18 protein-coding genes are annotated in these 17,777 nt (G+C 45.0%); 8 read left to right on the top strand and 10 right to left on the bottom strand.

Features of this window, described 5'->3' with window-relative positions; genetic code table 11:
* Positions 1 to 30 precede the first annotated feature (30 nt).
* The 5 genes from QUA07_RS11775 to QUA07_RS11755 all read left to right on the top strand — a co-directional run bounded on the left by QUA07_RS11775 (position 31) and on the right by QUA07_RS11755 (position 6,273).
* Positions 31 to 1,974 (top strand): ATP-binding protein, encoded by a 1,944-nt coding sequence (locus QUA07_RS11775; protein WP_333325186.1) that lies wholly within the window; start codon positions 31 to 33, stop codon positions 1,972 to 1,974.
* 156 nt (positions 1,975 to 2,130) lie between these two features.
* Positions 2,131 to 2,862 carry a serine O-acetyltransferase gene (gene cysE, locus QUA07_RS11770; protein WP_333325183.1) on the top strand — a complete coding sequence of 244 codons (732 nt, stop codon included), beginning with the start codon at positions 2,131 to 2,133 and terminating at the stop codon, positions 2,860 to 2,862.
* Between the two features lie 87 nt (positions 2,863 to 2,949).
* Positions 2,950 to 3,534, top strand: coding sequence for a Crp/Fnr family transcriptional regulator (locus tag QUA07_RS11765; RefSeq protein WP_333083957.1), 585 nt, complete (start codon positions 2,950 to 2,952; stop codon positions 3,532 to 3,534).
* Between the two features lie 289 nt (positions 3,535 to 3,823).
* Complete coding sequence (locus tag QUA07_RS11760; RefSeq protein WP_333325180.1) at positions 3,824 to 4,780, top strand: sulfurtransferase; 957 nt, start codon at positions 3,824 to 3,826, stop codon at positions 4,778 to 4,780.
* A 182-nt stretch (positions 4,781 to 4,962) separates the two neighbouring features.
* On the top strand, positions 4,963 to 6,273 hold the full coding sequence (locus tag QUA07_RS11755) for a YeeE/YedE family protein (protein WP_333325178.1): 1,311 nt from the start codon (positions 4,963 to 4,965) through the stop codon (positions 6,271 to 6,273).
* Between the two features lie 763 nt (positions 6,274 to 7,036).
* On the opposite strand, the gene QUA07_RS11750 is transcribed toward QUA07_RS11755, so the two are convergent.
* Complete coding sequence (locus QUA07_RS11750; RefSeq protein WP_333325175.1) at positions 7,037 to 7,270, bottom strand: hypothetical protein; 234 nt, start codon at positions 7,268 to 7,270, stop codon at positions 7,037 to 7,039.
* Between the two features lie 110 nt (positions 7,271 to 7,380).
* On the opposite strand from QUA07_RS11750, the gene QUA07_RS11745 reads away from it, so the two are divergent.
* Complete coding sequence (locus tag QUA07_RS11745; RefSeq protein WP_333325173.1) at positions 7,381 to 7,818, top strand: Rrf2 family transcriptional regulator; 438 nt, start codon at positions 7,381 to 7,383, stop codon at positions 7,816 to 7,818.
* A gap of 18 nt (positions 7,819 to 7,836) precedes the next feature.
* Positions 7,837 to 8,817 (top strand): cysteine synthase A, encoded by a 981-nt coding sequence (gene cysK / locus QUA07_RS11740; protein ID WP_333325170.1) that lies wholly within the window; start codon positions 7,837 to 7,839, stop codon positions 8,815 to 8,817.
* 229 nt (positions 8,818 to 9,046) lie between these two features.
* On the opposite strand, the gene QUA07_RS11735 is transcribed toward cysK, so the two are convergent.
* The 9 genes from QUA07_RS11735 to QUA07_RS11695 all read right to left on the bottom strand — a co-directional run bounded on the left by QUA07_RS11735 (position 9,047) and on the right by QUA07_RS11695 (position 16,415).
* A complete protein-coding gene (locus QUA07_RS11735) occupies positions 9,047 to 9,841 on the bottom strand; it encodes a sulfite exporter TauE/SafE family protein (RefSeq protein WP_333325167.1) in 795 nt (264 codons plus the stop codon).
* 301 nt (positions 9,842 to 10,142) lie between these two features.
* A complete protein-coding gene (locus QUA07_RS11730; RefSeq protein WP_333325164.1) occupies positions 10,143 to 10,646 on the bottom strand; it encodes a hypothetical protein in 504 nt (167 codons plus the stop codon).
* Between the two features lie 172 nt (positions 10,647 to 10,818).
* The gene (locus QUA07_RS11725) at positions 10,819 to 11,055 is read right to left on the bottom strand and encodes a hypothetical protein (protein WP_333325161.1); all 237 of its coding nucleotides are present in this window, start codon (positions 11,053 to 11,055) and stop codon (positions 10,819 to 10,821) included.
* A 19-nt stretch (positions 11,056 to 11,074) separates the two neighbouring features.
* Positions 11,075 to 11,521 carry a DUF202 domain-containing protein gene (locus tag QUA07_RS11720; RefSeq protein ID WP_333325159.1) on the bottom strand — a complete coding sequence of 149 codons (447 nt, stop codon included), beginning with the start codon at positions 11,519 to 11,521 and terminating at the stop codon, positions 11,075 to 11,077.
* A 15-nt stretch (positions 11,522 to 11,536) separates the two neighbouring features.
* Positions 11,537 to 11,959, bottom strand: a complete 423-nt coding sequence (locus QUA07_RS11715; protein ID WP_333325157.1) for a DUF202 domain-containing protein — start codon at positions 11,957 to 11,959, stop codon at positions 11,537 to 11,539.
* A gap of 146 nt (positions 11,960 to 12,105) precedes the next feature.
* Positions 12,106 to 12,771, bottom strand: a complete 666-nt coding sequence (locus QUA07_RS11710; protein ID WP_333325154.1) for a hypothetical protein — start codon at positions 12,769 to 12,771, stop codon at positions 12,106 to 12,108.
* A 540-nt stretch (positions 12,772 to 13,311) separates the two neighbouring features.
* Positions 13,312 to 13,974, bottom strand: a complete 663-nt coding sequence (locus QUA07_RS11705) for a cadmium resistance transporter (protein WP_333325151.1) — start codon at positions 13,972 to 13,974, stop codon at positions 13,312 to 13,314.
* A 20-nt stretch (positions 13,975 to 13,994) separates the two neighbouring features.
* Positions 13,995 to 14,699 (bottom strand): cadmium resistance transporter, encoded by a 705-nt coding sequence (locus QUA07_RS11700; RefSeq protein ID WP_333325148.1) that lies wholly within the window; start codon positions 14,697 to 14,699, stop codon positions 13,995 to 13,997.
* A 213-nt stretch (positions 14,700 to 14,912) separates the two neighbouring features.
* Entirely contained in the window at positions 14,913 to 16,415 is a 1,503-nt protein-coding gene (locus QUA07_RS11695) for an APC family permease (protein ID WP_333325146.1), read from the bottom strand.
* A gap of 382 nt (positions 16,416 to 16,797) precedes the next feature.
* Between QUA07_RS11695 and QUA07_RS11690 the strand changes: the two genes are divergently transcribed.
* Positions 16,798 to 17,721 carry a LysR family transcriptional regulator gene (locus QUA07_RS11690; protein ID WP_333325145.1) on the top strand — a complete coding sequence of 308 codons (924 nt, stop codon included), beginning with the start codon at positions 16,798 to 16,800 and terminating at the stop codon, positions 17,719 to 17,721.
* Positions 17,722 to 17,777 lie beyond the last annotated feature (56 nt).

Genomic DNA, 17,777 nt, shown 5'->3' with positions numbered 1-17,777 from the left:
GGAGAACTAGAAACAAGATAGGTGAAGAATATGACTGCTAACAAATTCAAGAATTTAGCAACTAGCACTTTACTTGCTTATCGCCGCCACATCCAGGCAGGATTAACACTTTGTGCAGGATTGGGACTGTCTGCGATCGCCTCTTCAGTTGCGTACAATTGGGAATACAAATCCATGCAAGCCGAACTGCAAGACCGCCTGGACAAAATAGCTACAGACATTCAGAGAGATGTTAGCGGTAATTTAGAAATAATTCGGGCTGCTGGAGCATTTTACAGCGTATTTGACGGCGTTAAAAAACCAGAAGTGAAGACATTTGTTGGGCCTGCCCTCTACCGCCATCCTAGCCTGAAGGCGATCGCTTGGCTGCCCCGTGTTTCTGACTCTCCCGAATTCCTAACAGATGAAATAGATTTAGGTTTAGATTTAAAGGCCAATCGGATAGCGTTAGAAAACGCCACAAAAAGACAAGAAATTACCGCGACTGATCGCCAAAAATGGTCTTCCCAAAATCAACCCACCGTCTTCGTCTTCATGCCAATTTTTACTCAAAATTCTGCTGACGATGGCGCAGAATTGCAGCCAAATTTACCTGCTCGCTCACCAGAAATTTTGAAAGGTTTTACTTTTGGCGTTTTGCTGGTTGATGCTATTGTCAAATCGGCTTTACAGGAAACTAACCTCAACTTTGTTAACGTTTATCTTCAAGATGCTATGGCTCCTGAAGCCGAAAGATTTCTAGCTTTTTATGAAGCCAAGACAAAAAGGATAATTACCGATGAAAACATTAAAAATAACATCCAAATTGGGGAAAGAGCTTACTGCCCGGACGGCAGCAGTTGCACCCGAATTCTCAATATTGAAAATCGCAGGTGGTTGCTGCAATTACGGCTAACGCCCGAGTACATTAATCCTCTAAAGTTTTGGCGTTCTTTGACTGTTTTGATTTTGGGGATAATCTTAACTTTGGTGGCGACACTTTATCTAATGAGTTTGTTAAATTATACCGAAAAAATTGAAAAAATAGCAGCAGAACGCACGGCTAAATCTAAACAACTAGAGCAAACTTTGCAAGAGTTGCAACAAACTCAAGCTCAACTGATTCAGCAGGAAAAAATGTCTAGTTTGGGTTTATTAGTTGCTGGTGTAGCCCACGAAGTTAACAATCCTATAAATTTTATTTATGGCAATATCCACCACGTCAGGGCATATACTACCGATTTGTTAGAGTTGGTAAAACTTTACCAAAAACACTCTTTATACCCTCAGTCGGAAATTTCCGAATATTTACAAAATATTGACTTTGACTTTCTCAACAAAGATTTGCCCCAACTGTTGTCTTCGATGAAAATAGGAGCCGATCGCATTGTTCAAATTGTTCAATCTTTGCGGAATTTCTCTCGCTTAGACGAAAGCGAAATGAAACCTGTCAATATCCATGAAGGCATTGACAGCACTCTGCTAATTCTGCAAAGTCGCCTGAAAGCTACAGCCGATCGCCCGGCGATCGAGATTGTTAAAAACTACAGCCACTTACCTTTAGTAGAGTGCTATGCCGGACAATTAAATCAGGTGTTTATGAATATTCTGGCTAATGCGATCGACGCCCTTGAGAGTTACAACCTCGATCGCGGGCCCACAGCACCGAAAGCCAATCCGATCGCGATCGCCATAACCACAGAATATTCGCTCCCCGACAAAATAATTGTGCGGATATCTGACAACGGCCCCGGTATGGCAGAAAATGTCAAAGAACGGCTGTTTGACCCCTTCTTTACGACGAAACCGGTCGGAAAAGGGACAGGATTGGGACTGTCCATCAGCTATAAAATTGTCGTCGAAAAGCACAAAGGTACGCTGCGCTGCGATTCGACACCGGGATTGGGGACGGAATTCTCGATCGAGATTCCGCTGCGACAAGAAGTCAGACAAGCACTACCGTTTGTTTCGCGGAAAATATCGGAGGCAGCTTAGCAGGGGCTGTGAAAGGAAAATTTTTTTCTCATTAACTACTGTAATTTGGTCGGATTACAGTATTATATGTAATAATGCCAAAACCAATACTGCTTTAAGCAGCTTAAACCGTCGGCACGGCCGATACTGTATAACCAAAACACGGCGAGAGTAAATATGTTCAGTGACTTGCAAATTATTTACGAACGCGACCCTGCGGCGCGTAACTGGCTGGAAGTATTATTTTGCTATCCCGGACTGCAAGCACTTTTTTTGCACCGGATAGCACACTGGCTTTATTCGGCTGGCCTGCCGTTTATACCGCGCTTGATTTCCCAACTGAGTCGCTTTTTAACAGGTATTGAGATTCACCCAGGAGCAAAAATTGGTAGGGGGGTGTTTATCGACCACGGTATGGGGGTGGTCATTGGCGAAACGGCGATCGTTGGAGATTATGCTGTAATTTATCAAGGAGCGACCATTGGCGGCACGGGTAAAGAAATAGGAAAACGGCATCCAACGCTGGGAGAAAATGTAGTGGTAGGAGCAGGTGCTAAAGTTTTAGGCAATATTCAAATTGGCAATAATGTTCGGATTGGTGCGGGTTCGGTAGTGCTGCGGGATGTCCCTAGCGATTGCACAGTTGTGGGAATCCCCGGCCGCATCATCTCTCGGAAAAAGCAGGTGGAAGATGCTCAAAATTCTCAAGGTCTACCGGATTTGGAAGCTCAAGCGATTCGAGCTTTGTTCGATAGAATTAAGAATTTAGAAGAGCAGGTTGCTTTTTTGAAATCTCAATTATCTCCGCTAACACCAACTGGATTAGAGCAAAAAGAGGCAGAAAAACATGAATTATTTATGTATTCTAATTTATTCATTACAGATTTTTTAGACGGTGCAGGAATCTAGTTAAATTTTAATTTATATAGATTTTTGCCGACAAGACTATCCTGCTACCCTGGTACAAACTAACTTTAATTTATTCAGTAAGTGGCTATGACTATTGCTTCTCTTTCCACTAAAACATTTGATGAAACGAGCAGACATATATTCTCTCGCCGCTCGCACTTGCCGAACAGAAGCAATGCTTTGTGGCGAATTGAAACTGGAGTAGTGCGAACTGTAACGTGGCTTGAAGATGGCACAATTATCACCTTGGGATTGTGGGGGCCTGGTGATACGATCGGCAAACCGATATCAAAATGCGATCCTTTTCAAATTGAATGCCTCACTAAAGTCGAGGCAATTCTATTATCTGGCGATCGCTGGCTAAATAGAGATATTTTGCTCACTCACATTCAGCAGGCTGAAGCTTTTATGGTAATGCGAGGTTACAAAAGAGTTGATTTTATGCTCTATCAACTATTAACTTGGCTGGCTAAGAGGTTTGGTTCTGAGGTAGAGCAAGGACATCTGATAGATATGATTTTAACGCATCAGGACATTGCAGAAATCATCGGCACAAGTCGCGTAACTGTCACTCGCACCCTCGGTCATTTTGAGCAGCAAGGCTTGATCGATCGTCTGCCGCTCCACCGGATTATTCTGCAACCTTCCGAGGTGTGGCACTACGAAATCTAAGGGTAGAATCAATGTCTCGCCACGTGCTCGTGAGCCCGTTGCTGACACGGGCAAATTCGCACGCGCGTGCGAAGCTATTCCGGAGGGAATCGCCCCAAAATTCCTGTATCCTTCGCTACTAAAAAAAACTATTGACTTTCTGAGACTGTCTGTGCAACAATCAACGGCTATACCTATAATATACGGTAAATCAATCAAATTTAAGGTGATTACTGGAGGGAGCGATCGGCTCTCTAGCAGCGAGGAGCTTTTTGTGCTTTTCGACAGAGACAATGCAAGAGGAAAGAAAATGAAAACTCAATCCCTGAAAGCTCGATTTAAAAGAAACAAAATAGGGGCATTAATTGCCGTCCTAGCGGTGCTGGCGATCGCAATTCCTCTGTTCCCATTTTTCCCAACCCAAGCAGCGGAATCAAAAAGTAAAATTCAATTCGTTTCCCCCGCGTGGGTTGCCCAAAACGCCAGCGACAAAAACCTGCGAATTCTCGATGTCCGCACCAATCCAATGGACTACTTTATCGGGCATCTTCCCAACGCAGTCAACATCGCCGACAACACCTTGCGCGGGCCGGACAGCGGTTTGCCAGTACAGTATCTAACGCCGGATAAACTGGGGCAATTACTGTCGCGGGCAGGAGTAACAGACAACAGCCGCGTCTTAGTTTATTCCGACGGCAGAGACATTCTAGGCGCGACAATGGTTGCTTACGTATTGGAGCGATTGGGACACTCGGATATCGCCGTTATCGACGGAGGTTATGCGGGTTACAAAGCAGCTCAAACTGTGACGAAAGAGTTTCCAAAATACGTGGCTGGTACACTGACTGTGCGCGACAACAAATCAATTCGTGTCACCCTGGATGAAGTCAAAAATTTAATTGGCAAAGCAGGCGTCACATTCATCGATCCCAGACCGGAAAAACTATTTCAAGGGGAAGAAAAAATCTGGACGCGCAACGGACACATTCCCGGCGCTCGCAACATTCCCTGGCCGACTTTTACCGATGCTGAAAACCCGCACAAGTTGAAGTCTCTCGACGAAATCAAGCAGATTTTGGCAGCTAAAAAGATCGATCGCAACAGCGACATCATCGTTACTTGCAGTACGGGGCGGGAAGCAACGCTGCAATATGTAGTTTTGAAACACTTGCTGAACTATCCGAAAGTCAGAATCTACGAAGGTTCTTGGACTGAATACAGTCAGACTAATTTACCTGTAGAAACTGGTCCGGAACAAGCAGTGTAGAAAACAAATCTGTAGTTAACAGCAATTTTGGCTAAAAATTGACCGAATAGGTAGAATGAAAACAGCAATTATCTCGATATCAATGCTCGGAATAATCAGCGCGATTGGCTTTGGTTTATCAACAATAGCTGAGCACCGACAAGCAGATAATTCCGTTGCTTGCACTCCTAGCGAACAACCCGATGAAAAATCGGATACTTCGCCGCGAAAAACTTAGCGCTAAAATGGAGGCTCTGCCTCGCTTTACAGTTGTTTTTGGAGTCAAGTATTTTATTGTGAATAACACCGCAGAAATTGCTCTTTCACCGCTGACAAAAACTTCACAGCCCCGATCGCAGCGTCCGATTTTAGCTCTGATACTGACGCTATTTGCTGCTGGTGCGGCCGGTTTGAGCGCCTACGGCTGGCGGCAGAGCGTTTTATTTCTGATTGGAGGCTTGCTGGGCGCGAGTTTGTATCATGCAAGTTTTGGCTTTGCTTCTGCTTACCGCAAATTATTTGCCGATCGCGATATTACAGGTGTTTTAGCGCACTTGCTGATGTTAGGAATTGCTACTGTACTTTTTGCTCCCGTACTTGCATCAGGAGAGGCATTCGGACACAAAATAGCCGGGGCTGTTGCGCCTGTGGGCTGGCAAAATGCGATCGGCGCTTTTCTATTCGGAATTGGAATGCAATTGGGCAGCGGCTGCGCTTGCGGCACGCTTTGGACAATTGGCGGCGGCAGCACGTCAATGCTGTTAACGCTGCTGACTTTTTGCATCGGTTCTTTTGCAGGAAGTTTGACCAGACATTTGTGGCATTTGCCCTCGCTGCCGCCGATATCTTTAGGAAAAACTTTGGGATGGATGCCCGCAGTCATCTTGCAGCTAAGCGTATTTCTGTTAATTGCGATCGCCCTCTGGCAGTGGAATCGCACCAATGGCAAGCAACCCTTAACAGCAGATTTTATCATTAAAACTCCTCAATCTCACATCAAGAATCAATGGCTTTACGGGCCTTGGTCTCTCGCTGCCGGAGCCTTTGCCCTTGCCTTTCTCAACTGGGTAAAACTGTTAATTGACGGCAGGCCTTGGGGAGTGACTTGGGGGTTTACTTTGTGGGCCGCAGAACTTGCTACTGCTTTCGGCTGGAATCCCGGAAATAACCCGTTTTGGAATACTCCCGACAAGTTGGAATCCTTGCAAAAAGGCATTTTTGCTGATGTTACTTCCGTGATGAATTTTGGCATTGTTTTGGGAGCAGTTTTAGCGGCGGCTTTGGCTGGCAAATTCACCGTCAAAACAAACCTTTCGTTACCCAAAGTTACAGCAGTTTTGAGCGGCGGTTTCATGATGGGTTACGGGGCGTTGCTGGCTTTTGGCTGCAATGTCGGCGCTTTTTTTAGCGGTATTGCTTCTACCAGTTTGCACGGTTGGCTGTGGATTGCGACTGCTTTGTTGGGCAGCGTTGCGGGAATTAAATTGCGATCGCTCTTCCGACTTGAGAATTAATTTCCAACATGAATAGGCGATCGCCCTGCGGGTAGGGACAAAGGCTTTGCCTTTGTCCCTACAGAGGTCGCGTTTTCCCGCCAAGCTCGCCTAAAACAATAAACTACTGTTTATATATAAAAATTAAGTATTTAATAGTGTAATGTATTAGATTAAGTAGAGAGAGGTGGCGAGCGCACTCAAAGATCGATCGCCAAACTGCTAGCAAAACAGTCTCTCAATCTTGCCACTGTTGCCATTAATAAGAATTGCCACATCAGCGAAATCTTATAGATTATCCGGGCAAATCTCATCAGGCTGCATTTGCCCTATATCAAGCGCATTAAACTTAATTATGCGCTCAATCGACCTGAGAAAAACAAGAGGAACTAAGAAGCATCAATGCGGAATCATCATCTCGCAGATAGTGTCTTGCAGCCATTTAAGAAAAAAACTGGTTTGCCAGTATTTTCTCTTAAATCAGCCGCTCTGTTAAAATCGTCCCTGTTCAAAGGTGACGGTGCAATCTTCGATCAAATTCAGAATGGTCTGGGCAACAGATAATTTGTATCGAATGTGCGTTTATTAAATTTTCTCATCGACTCGTCAATAAGTTCAAAAGCAAGGGCAACAATCGCACTTGCTTTTTTGTTTGTGTTGATTTCTTTCTTCTCACTGCCAACAGATGCGATATCTCGCACCTGTTGACTACCCTTAAGTAGGTGAGTATGAATCAACTTAAAGATGAGACAGCATATATCCGCCTACCTACTTAGTAGTTACTTTAAGGCGGCGGTATTGCTTGTAAAATACTCGCTCCCTGCAACATTTGAGACTCTCCTGCTCTACCCGCTTCGGGGTATTCCCAAGATGGTGCAAAGGGCGGAACCAAGAAGGAGCAAGCTTTCCACCCACCCTGTACCCCCACGCCGAGCATCAGGCAGTTTCCGCCCCTGTGCCCGTGCTGCTCGTAAAACCGACAGTGCCGACAGCTTAAACCTACATTTACGTTGCTCACGGGATTTCTCCAACCGTTTTTGTAATAAAAATATACTAACACCTGTACACCTACCGGAATTGTGTACTATTATATAATGTACAATTTAAACTCGATCGCCAGTGGGGAATGTGGAACTATCTTCTAGAGTAGAATATGCCCTGTTAGCGCTCTTGGAATTGGCGAGTCACCACCCGAAGGATTCGCCCCTAACAGTGAACGAACTTACTGCTTCTCAAGAGATACCGGAACGCTATTTAGACCAAATTCTTGCCGTGCTGCGGCGTGCAAGTATTGTCCAGAGTCTGCGGGGCGCTAAAGGCGGTTATTTGCTGGCGAAAGAGCCTTGGCAGATTACTTTGCTAGAGGTGTTTTCGAGTCTCGAAGGCGAAGGGAGTGGCAAGATCCAAAAAGTTTCGGAATCTGTAACAATAGAAAAAACTGCGGTGCTAGAAATCTGGCAGGAAGCTCAACAGGCATCTTGGGCTGTTTTGGGCAAATACACATTACAAGATTTGTGCGAACAGCGGGATGTTCGCAAACAAGCACATCCCATGTACTACATTTAATTGGAGAAAAATTAAGCCATGAAAATTGCTAAGGATGTTACAGGAATAATTGGCAGAACTCCTTTAGTTCAGCTCAACAAAATTCCCCAAGCCGAAGGAGTAGTTGCTCAAATTGTGGCCAAATTGGAAGGGATGAATCCGGCTGCTTCGGTGAAAGATCGGATTGCAGCGAGCATGATTCAGGCTGCAGAAGATGCAGGGTTAATTCAACCGGGGAAAACTATTTTAGTTGAACCGACTTCAGGAAATACTGGAATTGCTTTGGCAATGATCGCGGCGGCGAAAGGGTACAGTCTGATTTTAACAATGCCGGATACGATGAGTTTAGAGCGCCGATCGATGCTGAAAGCTTACGGAGCTCAGTTGGAATTAACTCCCGGACATGAAGGGATGTTAAGCGCGATCGCCCGTGCGGAAGAAATTGTAGAAGAAACCCCCGACGCTTTCATGCTGCAACAGTTTCGCAACCCCGCTAATCCGAAAATTCACCGGGAAACCACGGCCGAGGAAATTTGGGAAGATACAGAAGGTAAAGTAGATTTTTTAGTTGCTGGAGTTGGCACCGGCGGTACGATTACTGGAGTTGCTGAGGTAATTAAACAGCGGAAACCGAGTTTTCGGACGATCGCAGTTGAACCCGCCACCAGCCCCGTGCTTTCTGGAGGTAAATCTGGTGCTCACAAAATTCAAGGGATTGGCGCAGGATTCATCCCAGAAGTCTTGAAACCAGAGTTAATTGATGAGGTTATCGCAGTTAGCGACGCAGATGCGATCGCCTACAGTCGCCGACTTGCCAGAGAAGAAGGATTGTTGTCAGGAATCTCTGCCGGCGCCGCTTTGTGTGCTGCAATTCAAGTCGGCAAGCGTCCCGAAAATGCTGGAAAACTGATAGTTTTTGTGCAGCCTTCTTATGGCGAACGCTACCTCAGCACAGTCTTGTTCAAAGATTTAGAATTGCCCACGGTCAGCGAACTTGAAGCATTAGTCAGCAAGTATTAAATTGTAGTAGGGGCGAGCGTCATTACTGCGACATTGCTATCAGCTTAACCCGAAAGACCGCCAGGGAATTAATTCCCTGGCTCAAAGCGAAAGTCCTCTGAAGAGGACGAATGAGTTAATAGTCCTCTTCAGAGGACTTCAGCTTTGAGGCAGGGGTTTAAACCCCTGCCGGACTGCACCGAAAGCGCATCTTTGTTGACACCAATGGGCCCGGCACTACCCCTAATTTTCAGACTTGATACAACTTCCAACTCGCCATCGCCAACATTCCGTAAATCACAAACTTTAGCGGGCGTTGAGGCATAATTTGGCAGAATTTAGCGCCTACCAAAACTCCCGGCACCGAACCAAACCAAATTGGCAAAACTAAACTCCAGTCTACTGTTCCGAGGCTGAGGTGTCCCAGAGATGTAAACATCAACAAAATTGCCGCCTGCGAAATATCTGTACCCACCAATTTAGAAGTATCCAGGCGGAAAAAAGCAATCAGCAACAGTGCAAACATCGAACCGGAAGAAACGCTAGTGATTCCCACTATGCAGCCTAAAATTGCTGCTGCACCCACAGTACAAAAACGACCATAATTAGTATTTAAGTCCCATTCAGGGGGCGAAGGTAATTTAAAATTAGGGAAAAATGTTTTGACCACTAATTGGGTCAACGATAAAGCGACAATTAGGGCGATCGCTACTCCCAGAAACCGCAGTAATATGCTGTCTAAGTTTTGATTTCCGCTGGATTTGATGCAGTGTAAAATCCACACGCCAGTCAGCGAACCCGGCACGCTGCCCACAGCCAGCCACTTAACTACTTGCAAGTCGAGGGTCTTTTGCTGCCAGTGTTTGAAGCCGCCAACAACTTTCATTAATGTGGCAGCTACGACATCCGAACTAATAGCAATTGATGCTGGAATTTGGAAAACAAAAATTAACATTGGGGTGATGAGCGAGGCTCCGCCAACTCCGGTCAAACCAACGATAATGCCCACAAAAAAGCTGAGAAAGGATAGTAATAAGTAGTTCACGGTTATGCCCAAAAACTGTGTATTTAAGCGCTGGCAACCAACAAATAGATAACTTGGGTGGCTCCTGCAACACAGCTACACAGGCAAAAGATCACTCGCATTTCAATATTTACCGCTATAAATTTTGCTTTTCAACGCTTGACTTTTCCGCGCGTTCAGATACAAAATTCTTGGTAACAGTAATTAAATGCAAATAAATAAAGCTACAAAAATTGTAGTGTAAAAGCTCCCTGATTTTCTTAAATCTACCTGTGTAACTGATTGAAAATTCTAGATTTATTGAGGGTTTAGATTCTGCTTTCTACCTGGAAGTGACGATCGTCATAGGTAAAGTAGAGCTGAGGTTAACCGACTGCTTGCCGGCAAATAAATCAGGAGTATCGAGAACATTAAAATGAATCAATGCCACAATGACAACAGTGAAGACGGTTGAGGAAACTAAACCCGTCAATAACTCTTTTTTGAGGTTTTTTTCCTTGGGTTTGTCTGTCAAAACATCTAAAGTTCCTAGCTGCATCAACAGAATTCCAGCAATATTGGAAAGCCAGTAGCCGACAATTGTGCAAGGAAACAGTAAATCTGGGGAAAGCCAACTAAAGATATACCCAAAGGCGTAGGCAATTGGCAGATTGAAAAATATGTCGTTCCACCAACACAAGGGTGATAGCAAATATCCAATTGCCAGAAGCAACCCGCCTCGGATTTTTTTAAACCAGACTTCCTTCAACCCCTTAGCTTCTGGCAACTGTTGGGTCAGTTGTCCTGCAAGCTGGTACTCTTCAATGACTTTTTTAGCGTTTTCCACGTTAATAGCTCATAACTCGATCGATTTACCGTAGTTTAGCAGCAAAACTGAGCTATGTCTAGTAAGTCAATCAAGTTACCGTATTTTATTGTTGATCCCCTAAATCTACTTTCTTTCCGAGACAAAAATATCTATCCGGGAGAGGTTGTTGAGAATGCTGGCTGGTGTCGGTTTAGGCTGCGATCGAGAAATTGAAAGCTTCAGGCAAATGCTTGACAGTTAGCCAAAGATATGCAACATCGATACCCCAGTAAAATTGCAGGTAAACGAGCAAAATCCCGATCGCGACTGTCACGCCCAGCAATTTAGGGACTATTTTCGCGACAGTTTCCAGCACTACGAAGGCTGCCCAGATAGCAGCCGCTAAGATGATAATGGAAGCGATCGTGGCAACTGTATCGCTGTTCATGATTAACTCCTGTTGACAATCAATCGGGTATTACAAAACTACTTGGGCCCAGGGCGGCTGCCAAAATCGAATAAATTACTCCAATTCCCAATAAGCCCACAGCAAAACTGAAAAATAAAACCATGGCGTCTGGGGGATTGTAGGTATCGTGGTCAATTTGGTGGCGAACGGTGAAGTAGTGCTTAGTTGAGATTAAGACTGTCACCCAACCTATTAGAGAGAAGATTAAACCCAACTTCCACCCCATCGCCTGACGGTAATGTACGGGCATTTGCACGACGCGAAGTCGGATGATGACGACGCCAAAAGCCATGAGGGCGATCGCGGCCCGCATCCAGGCTAAGAATGTGCGCTCATTTGCCGATCGATCGATCGCCCGCGACAGATTTTGCTGCTTTGGTTTCTCATCATCTACTTGCATCGGTTTGAACGATAATTGCACGCGATCGAACTCTTGAATATTCATATTAAACCGCCACCATTATTCAGGTGCCATCAAACCAAATGAGCTAGAAGGAACGGTGAACATATAATAAATTACCCCAGCCCCTAGGATGGCGATCGCGAGGCTGAAAAGAATTACCCAGCGATCGGTAGGTTCATAAGTATCGTAATCGATATCGTGACGGACACCAAAGTAGTGCTTAGTTGAGAATAACACCGTCAGCAAACCCACTGCTGAAAAAAGCAAACCCAACTTCCAGCCATTGCCGGGAGTTGGGAGTAGAGGGGGGTGAAAGGTGCGAAGGCGGACGATAACTACGCCAAAACCCATCAGCGATATTGCTGTCCGCATCCATGCTAAATAAGTGCGCTCGTTTGCCAAGTGATCCCGCACCCGCGACGGATTTGGTCGCCTAATCTTTTCTGTATTTACTTTCGTGGATTTCCAATTTAATAGCATAGATTAGCCTTTTAAGATTAACTCCAAATATGAAGGTAAACTGATATATTTCCGCTGGGACGATTATCCGCCGGGGATCGATCCCCGGCGGGTTGTTGCGTTGGAACAGGCTTTACACAGCCGATCGCATTACAACTTCACCAAAACTAATCATTTTCCTCAGTTGGTGCGTTGGGAACTTGTGTATCTATGTAAGCCTGAGTCACATCAGGAACAAACCAATTCGCATCCCCAGGCTGGAAAACCTTAGCAGTAGGAACGTTGAATTCTACAGCCCCCGTATCGGGATTAGCTCTGGCTACAACTTGAGTTCCGTCAACTATCTTAACAGCTATACCGCCCGTCAATTCTTCTGAAGGTTGATCGGTAGTTCTTAAATCGGTTGCTTTGATATCGCTGGGTAGATACATTCCATCGCAATCCCATTTATGTTCAGTTGTTTGGCCGTCAGCTAGAAAATAAAGGGCATTCTCGTAAGTAGAAGAAGCGGCTTTTTTGCCTTTCGGGCCGTAGACAGCCAGGGTTTTTCCTGTCTCGTTGCGGCACTGACCCCAAGGTTTTCCCGTTTCTAAAGTGTATTTTTGAAACTCCAATTGAGCGATTTTTTGCTGAAGTTGCTCAGGGGTATAAGTCTGGGCGGTATCGGGTGCATCTTTCGCTGTCCTGAGAGTGTTTAGAGCTTGAGTCACCTCTATGTAGTCGGGATTGCTCGCATATTTCGGCGTTTTTGGAGCGTCGGCCCAGGAGGGGGGAACGAATACTAAATTGGCGGTCATTACCAAGAGCACTAAAACAAATTTGAAGATTTTCACAATTTTTGTCCTTTTCTAGATTGTCAGGTTTTTTTCAACTTTCTGTTTGCTTGCTATCTTAAGACTTAGGCAAAAACGAACTCTCTTTAACAGGTTGGCCTGAGAAACCAAATTTGGCAGAATCGAAAAATCTGGTTTTTTAGGATGAGACCTATTGTCAAAGTCGATCGGTGTGGGGTAGTGGCAAAGTGTGCGGGCGATATTTTAAGGATTCCTCCTCAAGTTTTTAGCTGAGTTGGATTCACCACTACAGGATTTAGTGAAATGACAGGTATATTCTTGCCTAAGTCTGGCAACTTGCTAGCTCACAAAATGGCTTGAACTTTCGTACAAATTCGAGGCTAAATTAGTTTGAAGCTGCTTTTAGCTCGGTTAATTAGTTCATTATTAACTTAGCATATTTGGTGATATATGGCAAGTAATTTAGACACCATTTTAAGAAAACAATTTGTAAGGTAAAAATGATGAGTTATAAATCATGAACATCGAAAAAGTTATCTACCTAGAGAGGGATGTAAGTAGCGGAACCGAGGCTAATTCTTAGTTAAATTGAAATGCCGGGAGCAGGCGATAAGTACCGCTTTCAATCAGAATGAATATTCCCAAGCCAATCAATACAAAAGGGACAACAGCCTTGGTATAGCGAGTCAAAATAGGGGCGATCGCCCTGTGGCGAGTTAACCAGTAAGCGGCATAAGACCAAACACCTACCATCACCGAGAAAACCGCCAAAATCACCACCAAGCTCGGCAAATCGCTGCTAGCAAACAGCGGCAAATAAATGCCGATGTTGTCTCCCCCGTTGGCCACTGTTACCGCAGCCACATTCAAAGTTTGGGGATTGAAAAGATTGGCGAGTTTTGACAGCAGAGATGAGTTAGATTGACGGTTAAATTCGCCCGATACGGCTTGTACGTCATTTTCCTCATTTTCTCTCTTGACTAAGTGACTGAGGCCGATCGCGATCGGAAGCAAACCCAGCAAGCCAATCCAAGCTTTCGGCACAATTAAACCGCCAAAAAAACCGGGCAAACTAGCAGCGATGAGCGCTGCAAATCCGAGGTACTTACCGACAAAGATATGCCGGGGGCGGAAAGTATTATTTACCTGGGCGAAGAACAGCATCGAAAGCACCATATCGTCGATATTGGTTGCGGCAAAAGATGTAATCCCGGCAATAATCGCTGCTGCAATCCAATTCATGTGCTGTCCCTTCAATTTTTCTAAACTTCAGTTTCGCTAGCGTTACTTCTGCTCATAGTTATTAAACAGAAACCGCAACCCACTAAAGATATTATACTTAAAGTTGGGCTTGCCAGAGTGCCGCTTTTAAGCAGAATCGCCATTCCCAATCCGATTAAAACAAAAGGTACTAATTGATTGCCGTAGCGAGTCAAATTATCCGCGATCGCCCGCATCTGAATTAACCGATAAGCCGCGTAGCACCAAACGCCCACCATCCCGAAGAATACAGTGAGAACCACCGCCAAACTTTCTAAAGTATTGCTAGCAAAAAGCGGCACATATATCCCGATATTGTCGCCCCCATTTGCCACCGTCACCGCTGCTACGCTGTAAGTTTGAGGAGACAGAAAACTGCTAAAAAAAGATTTCTCAGATTGCTCTAATTCTGCCTCAGCTTCCGAATCATCAGCTTCTGGATTCAGCAAGCGGCTAAGCCCGATCGCAATTGGCAGCAAACCCAGCATTCCGATCCAATCTGGTGGAAAGATTAAGCGGCCAAAAAAGCCGGGAAGACTAACAAACACCAGTGCAGTAAAGCCCAGAAACTGACCGAAGACGATATGCCTGCGCCGAAATACTGCATTCACCTGCGAGAAAAACAGCAGCAGAATCAGAATATCGTCAAGATTCGTAGCCGTAAAAGCTGTCATTGCCGTAGAAATTGCTGTTAGTAATTCATTCATTTCTGTGTCTCCTCAGATTTTTTATTTGGTTGTACTTGCTGGGATCGTATCTTCGGAACGGGCAAGATGCCCGTTCCACAAAAATTAAATTTTCTTGTGGGCTGTTGAGCTGAGCAACGCCCTTGAAAGGCTTATTGACAATTCTGCAATATCTCAGTAAAAACCCAGTTGCTTAAAAACTCTTTCTCCGAACAGCGAACTGGTAACTGTTACTCAAAAACGATCGCTGTCAAAGGGAACGGCTTTCAATCGAACACCGCCGTAAATTGCATTTTCTTCCTCGAATTTGGCGTGAATTGCGTCAATACCCTGCTGCATCGATCCCGTCAGTTCAGGAGAACGCAGCCGCTGCCAGAAAAACCATCCGCAAGTAACCACCAAGTACATCAAGAACAAGTAAGGAAACGCATCGTAAGGAGCTTCGGGAGGTGGGAACATAGTGCTGCCGGGAATGCCCACACTGCCTGCAATCGGAATCATCATAAATGCGATCGCCACAGCCGAGAACGCTACATCCCGCAGGCGCAATTTACCAATTTTGTGCAGGTAAACTGGGGCTGCGATCGAAATTAAGACGTACACGGTTAAAAATCCGTAGCTGCAAAGTGCTCCCAAATAACCCATACAATCAAACAGTTTAATGTCAAACATAGACATCACAGCAGGCACCAAAAATGTCAGAAATGTACACATGGTTACTGCAACGTGGGGAGTTCTATTAGATGAATGCGCTACACCTAATGAAGAGTGAAACAAACCGTGGCGCGCCATCATAAAAAACACTCTCGCCGCTGGATTGATGCTGCCGAGCACGCAAGCAAAAAAGCTAAATAAAGCGCCGAAAGCCACTAACTCTCCCAGCCAACCCATGCCCACTTGTTGCGCCAGAAAAGTCAGAGGTTCTTCAGTATTAGTAATAGAAACTCCAGTATCGCTAAAACCTAACACCTCAATATAGGTCATCAAAATGAAGAATAAGCCTGCCATGACCGCACTGCCCATGACAGCCATGGGGATATTTTTTAATGGTTTTTTCGCTTCGTCACCGAGAGATGTAGCACTTTCAAAACCAGAGAAACCAAACATTACTAATACAAGTCCCGTCGCTATGCTGCCCGGAGTTACGCCTTCCAAAGTCAGTTGCGACATATCTAAGGCAAAACCTTTGTGCGCCCAGATGATGATTCCTAAAAGTGCGATCGCCGCCACTGATGCCCCCTCTAGCCACAGCATCGCCATAGCTGAAAGCTGGATATCTTTATAACCTGCATACCAAGCAACCCCTGCCCCGATCGATAACAGGGTAATCGGCGACGGATGGATGCCTAAATGACCGATGAAAGTACCCGTAAAGTTGGCAAAACCACACAAAACGGCCATCGCAGTAAATAGATAAGCGAGTACCAAACTCCAGCCGCAAATTACGCCGGCAGTCGGGCCAAGTCCTTTAACAATATAAGAATAAAGAGAACCTGCAGAAGCCGATCTGCTGGCAAATTGGTTGATATTGATGCTGACAAATACTAGGCCTATCAAGCCGATGAGAAAGCTCAGCCAAGCCCCGTTACCCGAAAGAGCGACAATTAACCCTATATTAGATGCTGGTATAGTTGTAGGTGCAATGACGGCAAAGGATTGAGCTAAAACCTCCCCGAAGGAGAGACAATCCGGCTTTAAGCCGTGTGCACTCTGATTTTTTGGCGTTTTCTTAGTCATTTATCTTCTCTCTTTTTGTCGATCGACTTTTGGCGATCGGCTTAAACTTGTCGGTGCTGCTTCAGCATCTGGATCTGCGTTAGAAGCTTAAGTATCACCTTAAGGCTCTTGAGGGGTAGAATCAAATGTTGTTTTTTATCGAATTAATAAATACAAGTGATGCAGTGCCACCGCAAAAAAACTGTTGGAAAACGAGACCTATCTGTCGCCACAAGCTCAAACCCTTGACGTTAAAAGGAAACTTTAAATAGCGGTTGGCAACCGTGCTTTTTTGGGAATTCTAACCTGTACAATAGAGTCGAAAAGTTCAGGTCAAAGTTCAGCCGCCAAAGATTTTTATTTCAAAAAAGAACTGTCTGTATTTAGTAAAAAGGTACTCAGCATGGCCGGAATGACGCTTGACCAACTGCGAGTTTTTTTGGCTGTCGCAGAACACCTGCACTTCAGCCGCGCAGCCGAGGAACTTTACATCACCCAACCCGCTGTCAGCGCCGCAATCCAAAGCTTAGAGGCGCAATATGGAGTAAAACTATTTCACCGCATCGGCCGCCGGATCGAAATCACAGATGCTGGGAAGTTGCTGCAAGTTGAAACTCAGAAAATTCTCGACCAAGTTGCTTTGACTGAGAGAGGTTTGCGGGAGTTGAATGACTTGCAGCGAGGCGAATTAAACTTGGGTTGCAGTCTGACCATTGGCAATTATTGGTTGCCGGATAAACTTAGCAAGTTTAAACAGCAATATCCTGGTATTTCCGTGAATTGTACTCTGGCAAATGCCGAAGAAATTTGTGCGGGGACGGCGACGGGAACATTTGATTTGGGTTTAGTGACGGGAGACATTAAAGCTTCGCTTAAAAGCACTCTAGAGGAAGAAGTTGTAGGCAGCGAACGCTTGCTGATTGTAGTTGGCCAATCTCACCCTTGGTTTGAACGTGCAGAAGTGAGTTTAACGGAAATTGCGAAAACGGATTGGGTGATGCGAGAAGCGGGTTCTGGAGTTCAGCAAATGTTGGAACAAGCTTTGCAAAGTTGGGGCGTTAATCCCGATGAATTGAATGTAACTTTAGTTTTGAACAGCAGTGAAATGGTAAAAGCAGTGGTGGAAAGTGGCACAGGTGCAGCGGCTATTCCTGAATTGATGGTAAAAAAAGAATTGCAGCTATCTACACTGCGAGCCATTAAAATTATAGATAGTCAACCAAGCTCTAATGTATGTTTGGAAATAATTAAACCCGTTTTAAAACTGAAGCACCGGCAGCGTTTTCAAACGGGAATTACTAAAGCTTTTGAACAGATATTAACTTAAGGTGCTGGTAATTGGTAATTCAGGACTTACGCACCAATACTCAAGAAAGCGGGTTT

The organism is Microcoleus sp. T3_A4 (genome assembly GCF_036700465.1).
Lineage (GTDB): Bacteria > Cyanobacteriota > Cyanobacteriia > Cyanobacteriales > Microcoleaceae > Microcoleus.
This window is presented reverse-complemented; position numbering and strand designations above follow the sequence as displayed.

What these genes read in the sequence shown, in the direction of transcription:
- QUA07_RS11775 (WP_333325186.1), top strand. Translation starts at nt 31, where the DNA reads ATGACTGCTAACAAATTCAAGAATTTAGCAACTAGCACTTTACTTGCT.
- cysE (WP_333325183.1), top strand. Translation starts at nt 2,131, where the DNA reads ATGTTCAGTGACTTGCAAATTATTTACGAACGCGACCCTGCGGCGCGT.
- QUA07_RS11765 (WP_333083957.1), top strand. Translation starts at nt 2,950, where the DNA reads ATGACTATTGCTTCTCTTTCCACTAAAACATTTGATGAAACGAGCAGA.
- QUA07_RS11760 (WP_333325180.1), top strand. Translation starts at nt 3,824, where the DNA reads ATGAAAACTCAATCCCTGAAAGCTCGATTTAAAAGAAACAAAATAGGG.
- QUA07_RS11755 (WP_333325178.1), top strand. Translation starts at nt 4,963, where the DNA reads ATGAAAAATCGGATACTTCGCCGCGAAAAACTTAGCGCTAAAATGGAG.
- cysK (WP_333325170.1), top strand. Translation starts at nt 7,837, where the DNA reads ATGAAAATTGCTAAGGATGTTACAGGAATAATTGGCAGAACTCCTTTA.
- QUA07_RS11725 (WP_333325161.1), bottom strand. Translation starts at nt 11,055, where the DNA reads ATGAACAGCGATACAGTTGCCACGATCGCTTCCATTATCATCTTAGCG.
- QUA07_RS11720 (WP_333325159.1), bottom strand. Translation starts at nt 11,521, where the DNA reads ATGAATATTCAAGAGTTCGATCGCGTGCAATTATCGTTCAAACCGATG.
- QUA07_RS11715 (WP_333325157.1), bottom strand. Translation starts at nt 11,959, where the DNA reads ATGCTATTAAATTGGAAATCCACGAAAGTAAATACAGAAAAGATTAGG.
- QUA07_RS11705 (WP_333325151.1), bottom strand. Translation starts at nt 13,974, where the DNA reads ATGAATTGGATTGCAGCAGCGATTATTGCCGGGATTACATCTTTTGCC.
- QUA07_RS11700 (WP_333325148.1), bottom strand. Translation starts at nt 14,699, where the DNA reads ATGAATGAATTACTAACAGCAATTTCTACGGCAATGACAGCTTTTACG.
- QUA07_RS11695 (WP_333325146.1), bottom strand. Translation starts at nt 16,415, where the DNA reads ATGACTAAGAAAACGCCAAAAAATCAGAGTGCACACGGCTTAAAGCCG.
- QUA07_RS11690 (WP_333325145.1), top strand. Translation starts at nt 16,798, where the DNA reads ATGGCCGGAATGACGCTTGACCAACTGCGAGTTTTTTTGGCTGTCGCA.